At 49.5% G+C, this 15304-nt stretch carries 11 protein-coding genes and 1 riboswitch; of the genes, 4 read left to right on the top strand and 7 right to left on the bottom strand.

All coding sequences use genetic code 11. The annotated features are described in order from the left end of the window. Positions 1-70: 70 nt before the first annotated feature. A riboswitch (TPP riboswitch) is annotated at positions 71-172 on the bottom strand. A 166-nt stretch (positions 173-338) separates the two neighbouring features. The 6 genes from ACFQ03_RS25085 to ACFQ03_RS25060 all read right to left on the bottom strand — a co-directional run bounded on the left by ACFQ03_RS25085 (position 339) and on the right by ACFQ03_RS25060 (position 8367). Then, on the bottom strand, positions 339-1976 hold the full coding sequence (locus ACFQ03_RS25085; RefSeq protein WP_186328352.1) for an extracellular solute-binding protein: 1638 nt from the start codon (positions 1974-1976) through the stop codon (positions 339-341). Positions 1977-2043: 67 nt separating this feature from the next. After that, positions 2044-2931, bottom strand: a complete 888-nt coding sequence (locus ACFQ03_RS25080) for a carbohydrate ABC transporter permease (RefSeq protein WP_144937375.1) — start codon at positions 2929-2931, stop codon at positions 2044-2046. Between the two features lie 12 nt (positions 2932-2943). Further along, positions 2944-3909, bottom strand: a complete 966-nt coding sequence (locus ACFQ03_RS25075; RefSeq protein ID WP_379291758.1) for an ABC transporter permease — start codon at positions 3907-3909, stop codon at positions 2944-2946. Positions 3910-4210: 301 nt separating this feature from the next. Beyond that, a complete protein-coding gene (locus ACFQ03_RS25070) occupies positions 4211-5824 on the bottom strand; it encodes a response regulator transcription factor (RefSeq protein WP_186328354.1) in 1614 nt (537 codons plus the stop codon). Positions 5825-5886: 62 nt separating this feature from the next. Then, positions 5887-7620: a sensor histidine kinase gene (locus ACFQ03_RS25065; RefSeq protein ID WP_379291756.1), complete on the bottom strand. Its 1734-nt coding sequence runs from the start codon at positions 7618-7620 to the stop codon at positions 5887-5889. Positions 7621-7812: 192 nt separating this feature from the next. Beyond that, the gene (locus ACFQ03_RS25060) at positions 7813-8367 is read right to left on the bottom strand and encodes a helix-turn-helix domain-containing protein (RefSeq protein ID WP_144937433.1); all 555 of its coding nucleotides are present in this window, start codon (positions 8365-8367) and stop codon (positions 7813-7815) included. Between the two features lie 304 nt (positions 8368-8671). Here ACFQ03_RS25060 and pdxR point away from each other — a divergent pair, with 304 nt between their 5' ends. Both pdxR and ACFQ03_RS25050 read left to right on the top strand, forming a co-directional pair. After that, positions 8672-10057 carry a MocR-like pyridoxine biosynthesis transcription factor PdxR gene (gene pdxR, locus ACFQ03_RS25055; RefSeq protein WP_379291754.1) on the top strand — a complete coding sequence of 462 codons (1386 nt, stop codon included), beginning with the start codon at positions 8672-8674 and terminating at the stop codon, positions 10055-10057. Between the two features lie 245 nt (positions 10058-10302). Continuing rightward, positions 10303-11070: an HAD-IIB family hydrolase gene (locus tag ACFQ03_RS25050; protein WP_379291752.1), complete on the top strand. Its 768-nt coding sequence runs from the start codon at positions 10303-10305 to the stop codon at positions 11068-11070. Between the two features lie 24 nt (positions 11071-11094). Here the strand turns inward: ACFQ03_RS25050 and ACFQ03_RS25045 are convergent, their stop codons facing one another. After that, positions 11095-12021 carry a thermonuclease family protein gene (locus ACFQ03_RS25045; RefSeq protein WP_379291750.1) on the bottom strand — a complete coding sequence of 309 codons (927 nt, stop codon included), beginning with the start codon at positions 12019-12021 and terminating at the stop codon, positions 11095-11097. Positions 12022-12275: 254 nt separating this feature from the next. Here ACFQ03_RS25045 and ACFQ03_RS25040 point away from each other — a divergent pair, with 254 nt between their 5' ends. Further along, positions 12276-13460, top strand: coding sequence for a MalY/PatB family protein (locus ACFQ03_RS25040; RefSeq protein ID WP_313960585.1), 1185 nt, complete (start codon positions 12276-12278; stop codon positions 13458-13460). A gap of 304 nt (positions 13461-13764) precedes the next feature. After that, a complete protein-coding gene (locus ACFQ03_RS25035; RefSeq protein WP_379291748.1) occupies positions 13765-14994 on the top strand; it encodes an IS701 family transposase in 1230 nt (409 codons plus the stop codon). Positions 14995-15304 lie beyond the last annotated feature (310 nt).

Raw genomic sequence — 15304 nt, 5'->3', positions numbered from 1 at the left:
GTAAATGGTTTTGAGCAAATAAAAAAACTGCACCCGGGCAAGATGCAGTTTAAACACAAGGCTAAAATAACGTTGTGCAGCTACACTTCCCCACGCTAGCATTACCTAGATCGGGTCCAAAGGGATCGGACAGCGTCCGTCTCAGCCGATTACGGCACCCCTAGTGCATTTGAATGAATATGCAGTTTTTTCATTGCTTGAGTCTTATCGTAGTGGAGTGCTTCCGGTTTGTCAATTGGCCCATCGGGCCTATTTCGGTGAAACGCAGCATTCCCCCGCTATTGCAGGGGAATGCTCATTTAGCCCGATGCTGAGAACTCATAAAAACGTTATTCGGGTTATTTCACAGCGTCAAACCCGCCGCCTTCGCGAATTTGTTTCGTGTAGTTTTCGAAAATTTCTCTTCCCTTATGCTTGGTCATCAGCTCCTCCAAATACTCGGGCCACTTGTCGGCCGGCAGATCGCCGAAGACGATTTTCGCATGAGTCGAGTTCATTTCCTTCCGGTAATCGGCAATATTGATGCCGGCCGGCGGTGTCACATAAGGTCCTCCAGTGTAAGGAACCGATTTATAGCTGAGCAATTCTTCCACGATAGCGCGGTCCCGTTCCGTTTCTTTCGGATTGATGATTTCCAGTCCGATTGGACTAGTATCGGAAACCCGGGTGAAGAAATCGTAAATTTGCAGGAATTTACCGTTCTCTTCGTTGATTTTTTGGATGACGTCCGGTTTTAACGTGACCTTGTTGCCTTCTCTCGTATAGGACTCGTTCTCCAGGCCGTAATGCGTCAGCAGGAAACCTTCCGGACTGGCCAGATAATCCAGGATGGCCATCATTCTTTTCACCTTATCCGGTTCTTGCTCGGCCAGCTGCTTGGGAACAACAAAGCCGAAGGAGCCTTGCGGATCCGTCTTGATCCCTTTGGCATCAGGGAAAGGATTGAACGGAACGATATCCGCTTCCGGATTGATTTGTCTTGCCCGGCTCACCGCGCTCGTCTCCACACTCTCCAGCGCAAAATCGCGGCCACCGGCTTTAACGATTCCCGCCTTGCCTTCGATGATCTTATTGAGATGCTCCGACCCCTTATTCAAGAACCAGTTGGGATCGACAATACCTTCCGCAATAGTATCTTTGATTTCCTGCAGTACCTTGACCGTATCCGGGTGGGAACCGGCGTCCACCAGCTTTCCTTCGTCAATATACATGGAGGCGTAGAAGCCGTTCTTGACCCAATGAGGCCAATCGAATCCGACATTGGCCCCATTGCCGGAAGTGGTGAAGCCGTAGGTGTCATTTTTGCCGTTCCCGTCGGGATCGTTAAAAGTAAATTGCCGCATCGCTTCCAGCATTTCTTCATAATTGGTCGGCACCGGAAGGCCTAATTTATCCAGCCAATCCTTACGAATATACCAAGCGCTGTACGCTGTAAGATCAAATGGAGTCGGCGCCCGCAGGCCGTCGTCTACCCCTTCAATCGTATAATAGCCTTTGAATTCGTTATCGCTAATCCATTTATAGTAATTGGGCATCGCCTCTTTAGTCATGAATGGGCGCAGATCGGCCACCAGACCGTCTTTGGCGTAGGTTTGGGAATCCCTCCCGCCGACGACTGCCAAATCCGGCGGAGTATTGGAGGCGAACCTTACATTGACTTTATTGGTCGAGTCCGGTCCGGCCGCCATATGGGTGATTTTCAGATTGACATTAAATTTCTCATCGATCGTTTTCTTGACGAAATCTTTATCTTCACTTGGAAGCGACCCTCCCGTACCGGTTGGGACAAAAAACTCAATATCATACTTTTTCCCCATATCATCCGTCTTGGGTGCCTCCGAAGGCTGTGTGGATGCAGAGGCATCCGGTGACGGGTTGGCCGCCGGTGCCGGTTCCGACTTGCCGCACCCGGTAAGCACAAGCATAGCCCCCATAATAATGGATAAAGATCCTCCTGCTATTGGTTTAATGCGCATTGGACTTCCCCTTTCCATGTTTTTGTAAAATGGCTTTTTAGCTATTGCATATCGTAGTTAGCCTTCATCAACCTTTGATCGCTCCCAGCATAACCCCCTTCGTGAAATACTTCTGGACAAACGGATAAACAAATAATATAGGCAACGTCGTAGCTACGACCATAGCCATCCGAATGGAGAATGGAGGAAGCTCGGCCTCCAAGCCCTGAACCTGGCTCATCATTTCCACGCTCATATTGGGCTGCTGCAGCATATCCCGCAAGATGACCTGAAGAGGATACAGCTTATCGTTCGTAATGAACATGATCCCTGCGAAAAATTCGTTCCAGTGGGCTACCGCATAGAACAATCCAATCGTCGCAATGATGGCCTTGGACAGCGGCAGTACGACCCAGAACAGCGTCTGCAAATCGTTGCAGCCATCGATCTTGGCCGCCTCCTGAATTTCAATCGACATATTCTCGAAGAATGTCTTGGCAATCAGCAGGTTGAAGGTCGCTATCAGGCTGGGAATGATGAGCGCCCAGATAGAGTCTAGCAAACCGAATTCCTTAACCACCAGATAATTCGGGATCAGCCCTCCGTTAAAAACCATCGTAAATACGATCAGGAACAGGCACAGCTTGCGCCCGGGCATCTGCTTGCGTGACAGCGGATAGGCCAGAAGCAAGGTAAAAACCAGGTTAAGAAAGGTCCCGAGGACCGTAATCAAAGTCGTTATTTTCAGCGATTGCGGCAATCTCGGACTCTCGAATATGGCACGATAGGCGCTGAACGTCACTTCCGACGGGAAGAGAACGAAGCCTCCGTTGCGAATCGTCTCCTTGAGCGGTGTAATGGACATGATGACGACATAATACATCGGAAACAGAGTCGCCAAGCCGATCAAGGTCAGGATGGTGTAGAACAAAGCGTCGATTAGCCGGTCTCCCGTTGTTTTGATCTGTGTGTTCATGAAGCTTCCCTCCTACCAAATGCCGGAATCGCCGAACTTCTTGGCAATTTTATTGGCGCTGAGCACCAGTATAAGGCCTACGAATGATTTGAAGAACCCGACCGCAGCCGCGAAGCTGAACTGCATCTCCTCCAGCCCCCGTCGGAAAACCCAGGTGTCGATAATATCCCCTACCTCGTAAACTCTCGCGTTCAGGAAGATGTAGATCTGGCCGAAGCCGGCGTCCAGAATGCCTCCCAGTCGAATAATCAAAAGAAGTACGATGACGCTTCGGATTCCCGGCAGGGTGACGTGCCATATCTTGCGCCAGCGGCCCGCTCCATCAACTACCGCCGCTTCATACAGACTCGGATCGATGGAGGATAGCGACGCCAGGTAAATAATCGCCCCGAAGCCGACTTCTTTCCATATCTCGGTAATATACAGAATGGGCCGGAACCAGCTCTTGGAGGTGAGGAAATCGACCGGTTCTTTGCCTAGAAATTTCAGAAACTCGTTAATCAAGCCATCCGCCGGAGCCAGAAACGCTAACGCAAGCCCATAAATGATAACCCAGGATAAAAAGTGAGGCATATATGAGATGGTCTGAATGGTCCGCTTGAACCACCTGGAACCGATTTCATTTAAAATAAGAGCAAGCATTATGTCGGGGACCATGCCCAATATAATTTTGAATACGCTGATCACCAACGTGTTGCGAAGCAGAAGATAGAAATCTGCGCTTTGGAAAATCTCCTCGAAATGCTTGAAGCCCACCCATGGACTGTCAAACACACCCTTCATGATGTTGTAATCCTTGAATGCTATGATCAGGCCGAACATGGGCAAATATTTAAAGCATAGGTAGTAAAGCATGCCGGGAATCAGCATCAAATACATCCACTTGTATTCTTTGATGGTTCGGACGAATCTCGTCCGCCACGTCTTTTTCTTGTTCGAAGCTGGCGCCAGGTCTTTTTCCAAAGTAATATCCGCCATTCTCTCACTCCCACTTTCTCTTTGTAAAGCGCTTACAATTTTGGTCTGACTTAATTATAGCTTCGTGACTCCACCCTCCTCTACGGGAAAAATTTTATAACCTGTGTAAAAATTATATATATAAGACTGAGCAATCTGTCGCCGCTTTGTCTACTCCGAGAATGCTCAAAGAAACGATCAGGATACCGCTTGGAAGCTAAGTAAACAGGGACAGCCATGCAGCGGACAATGGAGGCAGAAAAAATGGGAGAACCCCAAGCAATCTTAGGATTCTCCCCTCAAGCGTCATTCAGCCACGAAGCTAAATGGACTTCTTATATTCGGTTGGCGTCACTCCGACCATGTTTTTGAACATTTTACAAAAATACCGGTAATCCGTTATGCCTACCGTCTGGGCCACCTCGTAAATTTTCATGTCGGTCCGCTCCAGCAGTTCCTTAGCCTTATGCAGCCGCACCCGGCTGATGTAGTCGGTCAAATATTCGCCCGTCTCCTGTTTAAAAAGCTGTCCGACATAAGCCGGGTTGAGATTGACGGCCTTGGCCAAATCAGCCATACTCCAGTTCTTGCCATATTGTTCCGATACCATCTGGCAGATGGCCTGGATTTCCCTGCGCACCTTCCGGTTCTCCCCCTGCAGCCCGTAGATGACCGCCAGCCGCTCCTTAACTTGCTGCCACCACCAGCCGTACTGCTCCCAGGAAACAATCAATTCCAACTGCAGCTTCAAATCATGCATGTCCGCTTCGCTGCCTTCCATGACGGTATCGAGAACCGCTTCCGCTACACCTAACAGAAAATTCGGCGAATAGGGCGGATTGCGCAGTTGTGTTAACTGCTGCACATGCTCGGCGAATGTCTGCCAGTTGCGGGCATGCAGGGAGCGGGTCAGTTCGGCAATGATTTCAAGCCGCCCCACCTTCCCCGGTTCATAGAAGGAACCTGTGTCCGGACCCGACATGACGCTCAGACCGGTATAGAAATGTTCCTGAATCCGGGCCAGTGCCTCTCTGACCAACTTCGAAAACTGCTCCGGTTCGGTTGTTATCGGGCCGACGTATACAAAGCAGTCTGTGCCTAATCTTTGCTTGAACAGGGACAGCCGGTTATGAACGAACTCATTAAGCTTGCATTGGAAAAAGGCATAGCCCCGGTGAACGGGACAAGTAAGCATGATAAACAATTGGCAGCGTTTATACGGAAAGACGGCGGCCTGAATATCCGGTTCCCCGGACATCCCTTCCCATTGCTCGATCGCCTGGCCGGTCTGCTTTTGCCTTTGATCCAGCGTTTCTTCAAGCGTATGTGCCTCGCAGGCCTGTTCCGCACTTACGGAATAGCCGTCCCAGCCGAAGGACAGAACGGCATAGTATCGGCCGTTTAAAGCGATGGCCCCGTTAAGATGACGCAGGAGCTCGCTGCCGGCCGCACTTCCCTCCAGCAGACGTTGAACCAGTTGCCGTCTGGCGGACCACTCCTTTTCGCTATACTCTGCTTTAAGGAAGTGAATATGCTCCTCCTGGTCCCGTTCCTGCTTGATTTCTTCCGCGACTTGAGTACAGGCTTGAAGAATCTCTTCTTTAGACAGTCCCATCTTGAGCAAATAATTTTTGGCTCCGAGCACCAATGCCTTCTGAGCATAGGCAAATTCATCGTGCGCGGTTAAGAATATGACCTTCACCTTCGGCCATCGGTCCCGGACATACTTCGCAAATTCCAGTCCGTCCATGACCGGCATCGTTATATCTGTCAATACGATGTGAGGAAGCTCCCGCTCCATCATCTCGATGGCTTCCCGCCCGTTCTGGGCCGCTCCCAACCAGATAAAGCCGGCATCCTCCCAAGGAATTCTCCGTTCAAAATGCTCTCTGACAAAATGCTCGTCGTCCACGACCATCGTTTTCAGCTTTTCCATAGAAGGCCCCCCTGAATGCGATGTCCACATCTTTTCGACTTGGCTGATGTTCTGTCGCAAGATCAGCTTATGCTCGGAAACGGCAGCCGAATTTTGACCAGCAGCCCTTCCTCCTCATCATTTTCAATGCTCAACCCGTATTCGTACCCGTAATACAGCTGAATTCTCTCCTGGATATTGCGAATGCCCAGATTGTTCAGCCCTTTGAAGGTCGAGCGGGTCTCCTGCTTCTTGAACAAATCCCTGATGGCATCCTCTTTCATTCCCGGGCCGGTATCGCTCACTTCCAGAAGCAATTGGCCCGCATCCGATTCCGCCGAAGAAATAATGATATGGTTGCGGTGATTCGGCTTGCTCAGCCCATAGAAAATGCTGTTCTCTACCAGAGTGATCAAGGTTAGCTTCGGGATCGTCGCTTGAGCCGCAATGGAATCCGGAATGACGATGTCCAGATCAAATACAGGACCGTACCGAAGCTTCATCAGCTCCGCATAATTATGCAGCTGCCTGACCTCCTCCTCCAGAGGGACGACATCCCCTACCTTATCGATGGAATATTTCAACAAGCCCATTAATGCCTGAATCAAAGGTCCGATCTCGCGGGAACGCTCGGTTTCGCTCAGCCAGTAGAACGCGTTTAAGGTGTTGTACAAAAAATGAGGCTGGATTTGCGACTGCAGTACTTTCATTTCCTGCACCCGTTTTCTTTCTTCGGCCTCTTTCAAATTGTTGAACAGGTCGTTCAGGTTCAGCATCATTTTGTTAAAATGCGTGGCAATCAAGCCAAATTCGTCATTGCGCTTGATTTCGATGCGCGTATCCAATCGGCCCAGTGAACCGGCATTCATCTGGCGGATGATCGTTCGGATCGGCTTCTTGATATAGGCGGCCAAGCGATAAGATATGATAAGCGAGATGGTGATCCAAATAAGCAAAATGAGCAAAAACTGTTTTTGCAATGAAGTTAACAGCGGATAGGCCTTGGCTTCGTTAACGACCGAGAACACGATCCAATCCCATCGGTTGTTGTCGCTTCTTAAAATTTTGAAATCGCCCTGCGGTGTATGGATCGTATTAAAGTCCTTCCCTTTTTCAATCAGTGTTTCCCCCAGAATCCGCACCATCTCGTCCCGCTGCAGTTTTTGCGAGTAATGGTCTATAGGAGTGTTGGAGGCGACAAACTTCCCGCTTCTGGAGAAAATATAAATCGTTTTGTCCGTAGGCCGGGATTCCCCCAAGCTGGCGAACGATTCCACATTCAGTTCCAGGGCAACCGTTATCGTTCTCGTTTTGTCGGAGGAGCGGAAAGATTTGGCTACCGTCACCGCCCGGCCGAATCCGGAGTCGAAAGGATCACTCCACCAGAAGCCCCACTGTGACGCCTGCTTGTCAACCTCCTCCAGCCACTGATGCGAAACGGAATGTTTATACAGCTCCGGCGATATCACCAGCAGCTCCCCCTGCTCAATAACATAAGCCGCATTAATATCGTTGGAATACAAGGTGATGAAATTATTCATCAATAGCATGTAATTTTCACGGCTCAGTGACTCAAAAATATCGACATTGGAAAAGTAAAGCAGTTGGGACTGGATATTCAACATGTACCATTTCAAATAGTCTTCTACATGCACGACTGAAGACTGCAGCGATTTCTCCTGATTTTCCTTTATCAATACATAAACCGTAGAGTAGGCAAACACCCCGATCATGATTAAACCGGACAGCACCGACAGGAAAGCGATCAGAAACATCTTGTTGCCGATGCTTGTAAAAAGGCGTCTTCTAGTAAACATATCCTCAGCCTCGTTCCTCGATAAAGGATATTGGTAACGCTTCCATTCCAAACTAAACAACATCCTCATCCAATATACGGGAACTTGCTTATTCCAATTATATTGGAGTGAGGCTTGCGCATTCTACTGGGAAAATTTATAAATTTCGTGTAAAAATTATAGATTTTCCAAAACGATAAATGTCCGGACCAGCTATTCACTGCCTTCCGCGTCCGGACCCGGCTCCGGAAAGACGATCGTTGTCACCAACCGTTGACGCCGCTCCGGCGTCGGCTCATTCTCTGCCGCCTGAAGCATCAGCTCCCGAATTCTGTGAAGCAATTCCAGATTCTCCTGGTCGGATAAATAGAGCGGCATCTGTCTGTAAATGACGCCATCTTGAAACAGATCGAAGGACGGATGGCGTACATAGCGTGCGTAATCCCCGATAATTTGGGCCATAAAATTAATAAAATAGGACAAATGATCCTCCGGACCGGCTTGCTTCAGTTCTTCCACCGACATGCCTTCCGCATGCTCCGGAAGCATGTAGACTCTCTCCAATGTGCCGCGATTGGGGCGTTCTTCCGCAATGACCAGCAATTCCGCCTCCTGCAGCTTCTTGAGATGCCGGTATAGGGTAGCCGGAGGCACGTCCGGCATTCTCTCGTTTAATTGTTGGGCGGTTAACTGCTCTCCATCGGCCAGGCACTGAATAATTCTCATACGGATCGGATGGAGAACGACCTCCGCTTTGTTTTCCGCCATAATTCCTGTTCCCTCTCTCTCATCAAACGGTCATACTGAGGATAGCATCCGTCAGTCCGACCGGCAACCTGTTATTATATAATATATAATGGAGCATACCATATCATCTCCCATCGCGCGCGGTGCTTGTACGGGAAATGAATTGGCTCCACGACTATTATCAAAATTGATATCGCTCTATTTCAAGGCAAGTGGCGTGAATTTCCAGACATCCAATTTTATTATCGTATATAGTAATATTATTATATTTGATAATATAATACAATACACTGAATCTATTTAAAAGTTTATCGAGGTGAGAGCGGTGACCGATCATGCTATCCACTTGCAGTCAGAGAACGGACCACTATTTTACCAAATCTACGACTATTTTAAGACGGAGATAGACGAGGGCCATCTCGCTCCGGGGGTTCTGCTACCTTCCATCAGAAAATGCGCGAAATCGCTGGGGGTTAGCAAAAATACGGTAGAGGTCGCCTACCAGCTTCTCCAGTCCGAAGGTTACGTGGACAACATTCCCCGCAAAGGTTATAAGGTGTTGGAAAGAAGCTTGACGGCCGCTCCCTCTGCTCTTCCGGAGATTGCTCAGTGGGATTCTGCGCATCCGATCGTCTACGACTTCCGATACGGGAACTGCAAGCTGAGCGACTTCCCTTTCGCCAACTGGAACAGGCTCCGCAATGAGCTTATCCACGGCTGCATGGACGAATACAGCGTAGTGGGCGACTCCCAGGGTGAAGCTGTGTTAAGGCAGGAAATCCTCCATCTTCTGCATTCCTCCAGAGGAATCGCCGCCACGCCGGAGCAAATCGTTATCGGTGCGACACCGCAGCAGCTGGTGACGCTGATCTGCCAAATTCTGAACCGGGACACTTCGATAATAGCGGTAGAAAATCCGGGATATGACGGCTCCCGCAATACTTTTATCAACTATGGATTTACCGTCAAAGGGATCCCTCTCACGGACAATGGGATGGAGATGGAGGACCTCCGCAGCAGCTCGGCCAATATTGCCTATGTCAGCCCTTCCCAACAGTTTATCCATAAGATGGTTATGCCTCTGTCCAAGAGAAGGGAGCTCGTCCAGTGGCTGCAGAAAGCGAGCTATCTGATCGAGGATGATTACGAGTGGGAATTCAAATATGACGAACACCCTATCCCTTCCATCCACAGCTTGGATTCTACGGGCAAAGTTCTTTATCTCGGCTCGATTTCCAAAGCGCTGCTTCCCGTCTTTAATCTCGGTTACATGGTGCTTCCGCCTTCCCTGGTACCCGTTTTTAAAGAACGGATGCCGGAATATGATCAGCCGGTTTCGGTTATCGATCAGTTAACCTTCGGCCAATTTCTGCAAACCGGATATTGGTTCCGGCACGTGCAGAGAATGAGGAAGAACTATGCCCGCAAGAGAGAACTGTTCTTCCAGGCCGTCACCGAATATATGGGCCATCATGTCGTCATGAGAGGAAAGGATTCCGGGCTGCATCTTTTTCTGACCGTCAGGACGGAACGTTCGGAAGAAGAGCTGATCGACACGGCATTGCGGGCCGGGATCAGAGTTTACGAAACCTCCCGGTACTGGTTCCGGGATCCTGCCTCGTACCCCACCGTACTCCTTGGATATGGGGCCATGGAGGAAAAACAGATTAAAGACGGGATCCAAAGGCTGGCAAAAGCTTGGTTTTCTTAAAAGCCTTGTCCCGGTGAGCCCGGATGAAACTGTCCCTTTTCAACTTCTCGCATGACAGGCTATGATTTCCTTAGCCGCTCTTCACATGACGGCACACTGCTTATACGTAGTTGATTACTAAATTTTATACCTGCGCCTAGGGAGGTCGTTACAAACCAAGTCTTGCGAATTGCAAGCGGAAGCCTCCCTTAAAGAGCCATTGCCGTCATTCGTGAGGATATTATTGAAAGGGAGACTAAACTGCCATGAATTTTGTATTCGATATAGATGGTACCATCTGCTTCCATGGAAAGCCTGTGTCACGCGGTATTCTGGATGCCCTCTGCGAGCTGGAACGACAAGGTCACTTCATTGCCTTTGCCTCTGCCCGGCACAGCCGCGATATTCTTCCGGTTCTCGACGAAAGGTTTCATCATCACCTGCTGATCGGAGGAAACGGGGCCGTCACTTATTACGAAGGCAAGCTGATCCGGGCTTGTCCTATTCCCGGTCCGCTCTTTCAGCGCATCACTCAATTGCTGGATCGCTTCCAGGCCTCCTACTTGATCGACACCGAATGGGATTATGCTTATAAAGGAGCGGAGGATCATTCCTTCTTGTCCAGGGTCGATCCTCTGAAGCAAGCAAACCGCATTCGCCTGGATGAGGTCCGGCAGCCGGTCAAAATATTGGTTACGGAAAGCGCCGATCCGCAGCGGCTGAAAGAAGAAGTGAAGGCTCTGGACATTAACCTTCACAATCATTCGTTAGAAGAAGTGCTCGATATTACCAATTGCGGCGTAGACAAGTGGAATGCCGTCGCAGCTTTCGGCCTGTCGTCCGGCAGCACCGTTTGCTTCGGCAACGATACGAACGATCTTCCGTTGTTCCGTCAGGCGGCCCGCTCGGTGCTGGTAGGCAATCATCCCCTGCTTGCCGGCGTGGCCACCGATCAATTAGACATCGATGAACAATTTGAGAGCAAGCTGAGGGATAAGCTTACCGAGCTTGCCGCCGGGGCCGACAAGAATTAACGAGCAAGCGAATGTGCTTGCTCGTCATCTTTTTGATTTTCGATATCCGGCGGCGACAGCCTCTTCTTCCGTACAAAACATTTCCTCCGCCTTGGTCTTTTCGTAAAATTGGCCGCCCGGAACATGATAGATCCAATCTCCTGAGGAGCTATGGTTACCTTTAATGGTCGGCTCTTCACAGGCCGCAGCCGGCTCCCCGGCGGCGACAGCGGAAGAAGACTCTTCTTCCTTGACTGGCTCCTCAGCTTTGGTCTGATCTGAGGATTTAGGCGGTTTAGCGGATGGGGATGGCTCGGGGGATTTCCCGGCTGTGCCCTGACCGTCGGCCTCGCCCTGCTCCGCCTTGGCAGCAGCCTTCTGATTAAACCCGTCTTCCAGGGCATAATTTTCAATAGACCAGATGCCGATGCCCTTCTCCTGAGCCTGCTTTTGAATTTCTCTGAACCGGTCGACATGCTTCACATTAGGCGGATAGACGTAAGCGACACGGGCCAGCCCTTTCTCAAGCAGCATTTCATTAAACATTTGATCGTCCACCCACAGATAAGCAAGCAGCCTGCCGTATTTATCCCTTTCCGATACGTCCATTTCCAACTGAACTTCCTTATCCGTCAGCGTATCTTTGGCAAACTGGGACGCTTCGGGACCGAAAGGCTCGACCGGTTTGTTCGGATGAACGGTTTCCGGCGTATCGACCAGCAAGAGACGAACCTTCTCCTGCTTGCCGTCAATACTGACTTCTACGGTATCCCCGTCCACTACCCGAACAATTTGCGCAGGAATCCGGCGGGCTTGGTCCTCATCCCCTTCTTGGGCAAGGGAGCCCGATCCGGTTTGGCTCTCAACACCTGTCGATGCCTGTGTTCCTTGAAGGGACGGCCCTTTCGCACAGCCGGTCAGAATGGCCAGACTGCCCCACATGATCATGCAAAACAAGATCCATTTTCTCATGCATTGTCTCTCTCCATATGTACAATATATATAACTCCAATTTTCCATCATATCTATATTTGTACATGATTACCAAACATATATTTCCATCCTCTGATAGCTTTGGAACAATCCCTTTGAATAAAGGATTCGTTCCTTTATAATATTCAATGAATCACCATCGAGTGTTTTCTGGAAAAATCGATATTTCAATCGTTTATTTGGAATATTTATATCAAATATAATTGACCCACTGAAAAACAAGGAGGACGAGCATGGTGAAATACAATTTCGATCAAGTGATTAACCGGATCGGTACGGCTTGCAGCAAATGGGACGAGGCGGAGAAGCTGTTCGGATATCCGGACATCCTTCCGATGTGGGTGGCCGACATGGATTTCGAATCCCCGCCGGAGGTTAAAGAGGCTCTGATCCGCAGGGCGGAGCACGGCGTCTATGGCTATACCATCCGTCCTCAATCTTACTACGATGCAATTATCGGCTGGCAGCAGCGGCGCCACGGCTGGAGCCTGAAGCAGGACTGGATCTGCAGCAGCCCGGGAGTAGTGACATCGCTTGGCATGCTGATTGAAGTCCTGACCCGGCCCGGGGACCGCATTATGCTTCAGGTGCCGATCTATCCCCCGTTCTACGATATTATTACGCTGAATGACCGCGTCATCGTCCGCAATCCGCTGAAGATTGAAGACGGAAGCTACAAGATGGATTTCGAGCTTATGGAGCGCCAGATGGCGGAGGAACAGGTCAAAATGCTGCTTCTGTGCAACCCGCACAATCCGGTCGGCCGCGTCTGGACCAAGGAGGAGCTTCACACCTTAGGGCAGCTATGTCTGAAATACAATGTTATCGTATTGTCTGATGAAGTCCATGGCGACATTATTTATCGCGGACACCGCCATACTCCTTTTGCCTCGCTTTCCGAGGCGTTTGCGCAGCAATCCGTGACCTGTATCGCCCCCAGCAAGACCTTCAACATTGCCGGGTTACAATCCTCCAGCGCGATTATTCCGAATCCGGAATGGCGCAGACTATTTAAGCGCAAGCAAAGATCGCTGGCCCTCCAATCGGAAAATTATTTCGCCGTTGCGGCCGTCGAATGCTGCTACAACTACGGCGAAGCCTGGCTCGATCAGCTTCTGGAGTATTTGGCAGAAAACGTGGAGACGGTTCTCAGGTATGTAGAGAAGGAGCTCCCCGAAATTAAAGCCTATCGTCCCGAAGGAACCTACCTCGTCTGGCTGGACTGCCGGAACATCTCGCCGCAAGCCTCTGTATTGAAGGATCTTATGTTCCGGCAAGCCCGGGTAGCCTTCAGCGAAGGCTCCGGATTCGGTGCGGAAGGCGAGGGCTATCTGCGCGTCAATATCGCCTGCCCCCGCTCTCTGCTGCTGGAGGGGCTGGAGCGCTTCACACGTGCCGTACGTGGACGTACAAATTAAAATCCCGCGAAGTGAAGCATAACCTTCGGAGTGTATTCCAGGTACTTTGCGGGGAGCCTGGAACTTAAGACTTAACTTTCGCAGAGCGAAAAGGTTTGATTTGACTGGTCTACTCGCAGTAACGAGGATTTAACTGTATTTTACTTGAGTCTTGCAAAAATATCGCCGTCGATTAACGTGCCAAAAGATCGGAAATTTAGAACCTTTGTCGAATAACAGAATAGAAGAAGGACATCGTCCATGAATCGAGAAATTGTTGTTCACCACAAACACAATTTCCAATAAAAGGAGATGTCCCATTCTCATGGTATCCCTCTATCTGCCGATCGTCAAGTTCATTTTGGCACTGAAATTGGAATTTTCCAAACCACAGTTGAATCATTTGTTCACTTTGGTCCATGGCATCATTCTCTGTGCCGGACGTAAAAATATCACGCAGATTCAGCACGCTGCTAAAGACCACCATCATTTAAGCTGTCTCACGAATTTTTTGAATCATTCGCCATGGTGTATGAATCGCATGCAGCGCAGGCGAATTCAGGCGATCATGAACCGCATTCGGAAATCGCACCTTAACGGTGGCGATTCCCGAAGAATCGTGTTCCTGATCGTAGATGACACCTGTTGTAAGAAAGACCGGACGACACAGAAAATGGAGGCGCTCAGCTTCCAGTATTCGCATGAAGAAGGCAAATCCGTCTGGTGTCACAATCTCGTTACTACTCATGTCGTCAGCGACGGTCAATCTTACGCCTTCGATTTTCGCCCTTACTACCCGAGCGAATATTGTGAATCCCAACGGATCGCGTTCAAGAGCAAGAACGATTTGGCCGTCGAAATGATCGAAGCTTTTCCGGCAAACGATAACGAGCGCGTTTATGCGCTGATGGATAGTTGGTATACCAGCGGGAAAGTCGTCAACGCCTGTAATCGCAAAGGGTTTCATGTCATTGCCGCCATCAGGACGAACCGACTCATCTGTCCATCTGGCATGACCATCAAGATTAACGATTTCGCCGAGCAGTATATTCGCAAATCCGATCTCCGCTCCGTTACGGTGGACGGTCAGGGTGTGTACTGGGTTTATGCTTATGAGGGGCCGGTCAGCGAAATCGAGAATGTCAGGCTGCTGCTTTCTTGGAAAGACGAATACACCGCATCGAGCAAACCGCAGGTTTGTCTTCTGTGTACGGATCCGACGTTGGATCTCGTTACCATTCAACGTTACTATCACGTACGCTGGAACATCGAGACGGGTTATCGTTATTTCAAGGAATTGCTGGGCTTTGACCAATATCAATTGCTTTCGTTTCGCGGTATTCAGCGATTTTGGGCCATTCAGTTCCTGACGCAGAACTTCCTGGAGTTTCAACGGCAGGAGTGGATGAATGGCGGTACTGATGTGACGCTTGGCGATGTGGTACGTCGCATCCGAGAAGAGTTCTTTGGGCAAATTGTCGTATATGTTTACCAACAAGCCCTGGAAAAGAAACCGCTTCTCGACATTTTGCGTCATCTCAGACTCTCAGCCTAAACCGTTACTTTACCGTTCACGCTACAGGTCTGCCCTTTTAAGGCGTAAAGTACCGCGATTCGCAAGACTCAAGTATTTTATATAGGTAAATTCAAGCGAATGGTGGAAACGATTAAAGTAAATGGAAAATATGTAGGTAGATTCAAGGAAAAAGTAAAGGGAAAAACTACATTTAAATTGAGGATTTTCGGTGATAACGCCTTTTTTACACAAACTAGCTGTATTTTCTCCACGGCCCCCTAATGAAACTGGAGTCCTACCCTACAATATATTATTGTATTTCTTAGGGAGGCGACCAGCATGAGACGAT

The organism is Paenibacillus residui (assembly GCF_042677205.1).
Lineage (GTDB): Bacteria > Bacillota > Bacilli > Paenibacillales > NBRC-103111 > Paenibacillus_L > Paenibacillus_L residui.
This window is presented reverse-complemented; position numbering and strand designations above follow the sequence as displayed.

Excerpts from the sequence above, each read along its gene's own strand:
- ACFQ03_RS25085 (WP_186328352.1), bottom strand. The coding sequence starts at position 1,976 with ATGCGCATTAAACCAATAGCAGGAGGATCTTTATCCATTATTATGGGG.
- ACFQ03_RS25080 (WP_144937375.1), bottom strand. The coding sequence starts at position 2,931 with ATGAACACACAGATCAAAACAACGGGAGACCGGCTAATCGACGCTTTG.
- ACFQ03_RS25075 (WP_379291758.1), bottom strand. The coding sequence starts at position 3,909 with ATGGCGGATATTACTTTGGAAAAAGACCTGGCGCCAGCTTCGAACAAG.
- ACFQ03_RS25070 (WP_186328354.1), bottom strand. The coding sequence starts at position 5,824 with ATGGAAAAGCTGAAAACGATGGTCGTGGACGACGAGCATTTTGTCAGA.
- ACFQ03_RS25065 (WP_379291756.1), bottom strand. The coding sequence starts at position 7,620 with ATGTTTACTAGAAGACGCCTTTTTACAAGCATCGGCAACAAGATGTTT.
- ACFQ03_RS25060 (WP_144937433.1), bottom strand. The coding sequence starts at position 8,367 with ATGGCGGAAAACAAAGCGGAGGTCGTTCTCCATCCGATCCGTATGAGA.
- ACFQ03_RS25050 (WP_379291752.1), top strand. The coding sequence starts at position 10,303 with ATGAATTTTGTATTCGATATAGATGGTACCATCTGCTTCCATGGAAAG.
- ACFQ03_RS25045 (WP_379291750.1), bottom strand. The coding sequence starts at position 12,021 with ATGAGAAAATGGATCTTGTTTTGCATGATCATGTGGGGCAGTCTGGCC.
- ACFQ03_RS25040 (WP_313960585.1), top strand. The coding sequence starts at position 12,276 with ATGGTGAAATACAATTTCGATCAAGTGATTAACCGGATCGGTACGGCT.
- ACFQ03_RS25035 (WP_379291748.1), top strand. The coding sequence starts at position 13,765 with ATGGTATCCCTCTATCTGCCGATCGTCAAGTTCATTTTGGCACTGAAA.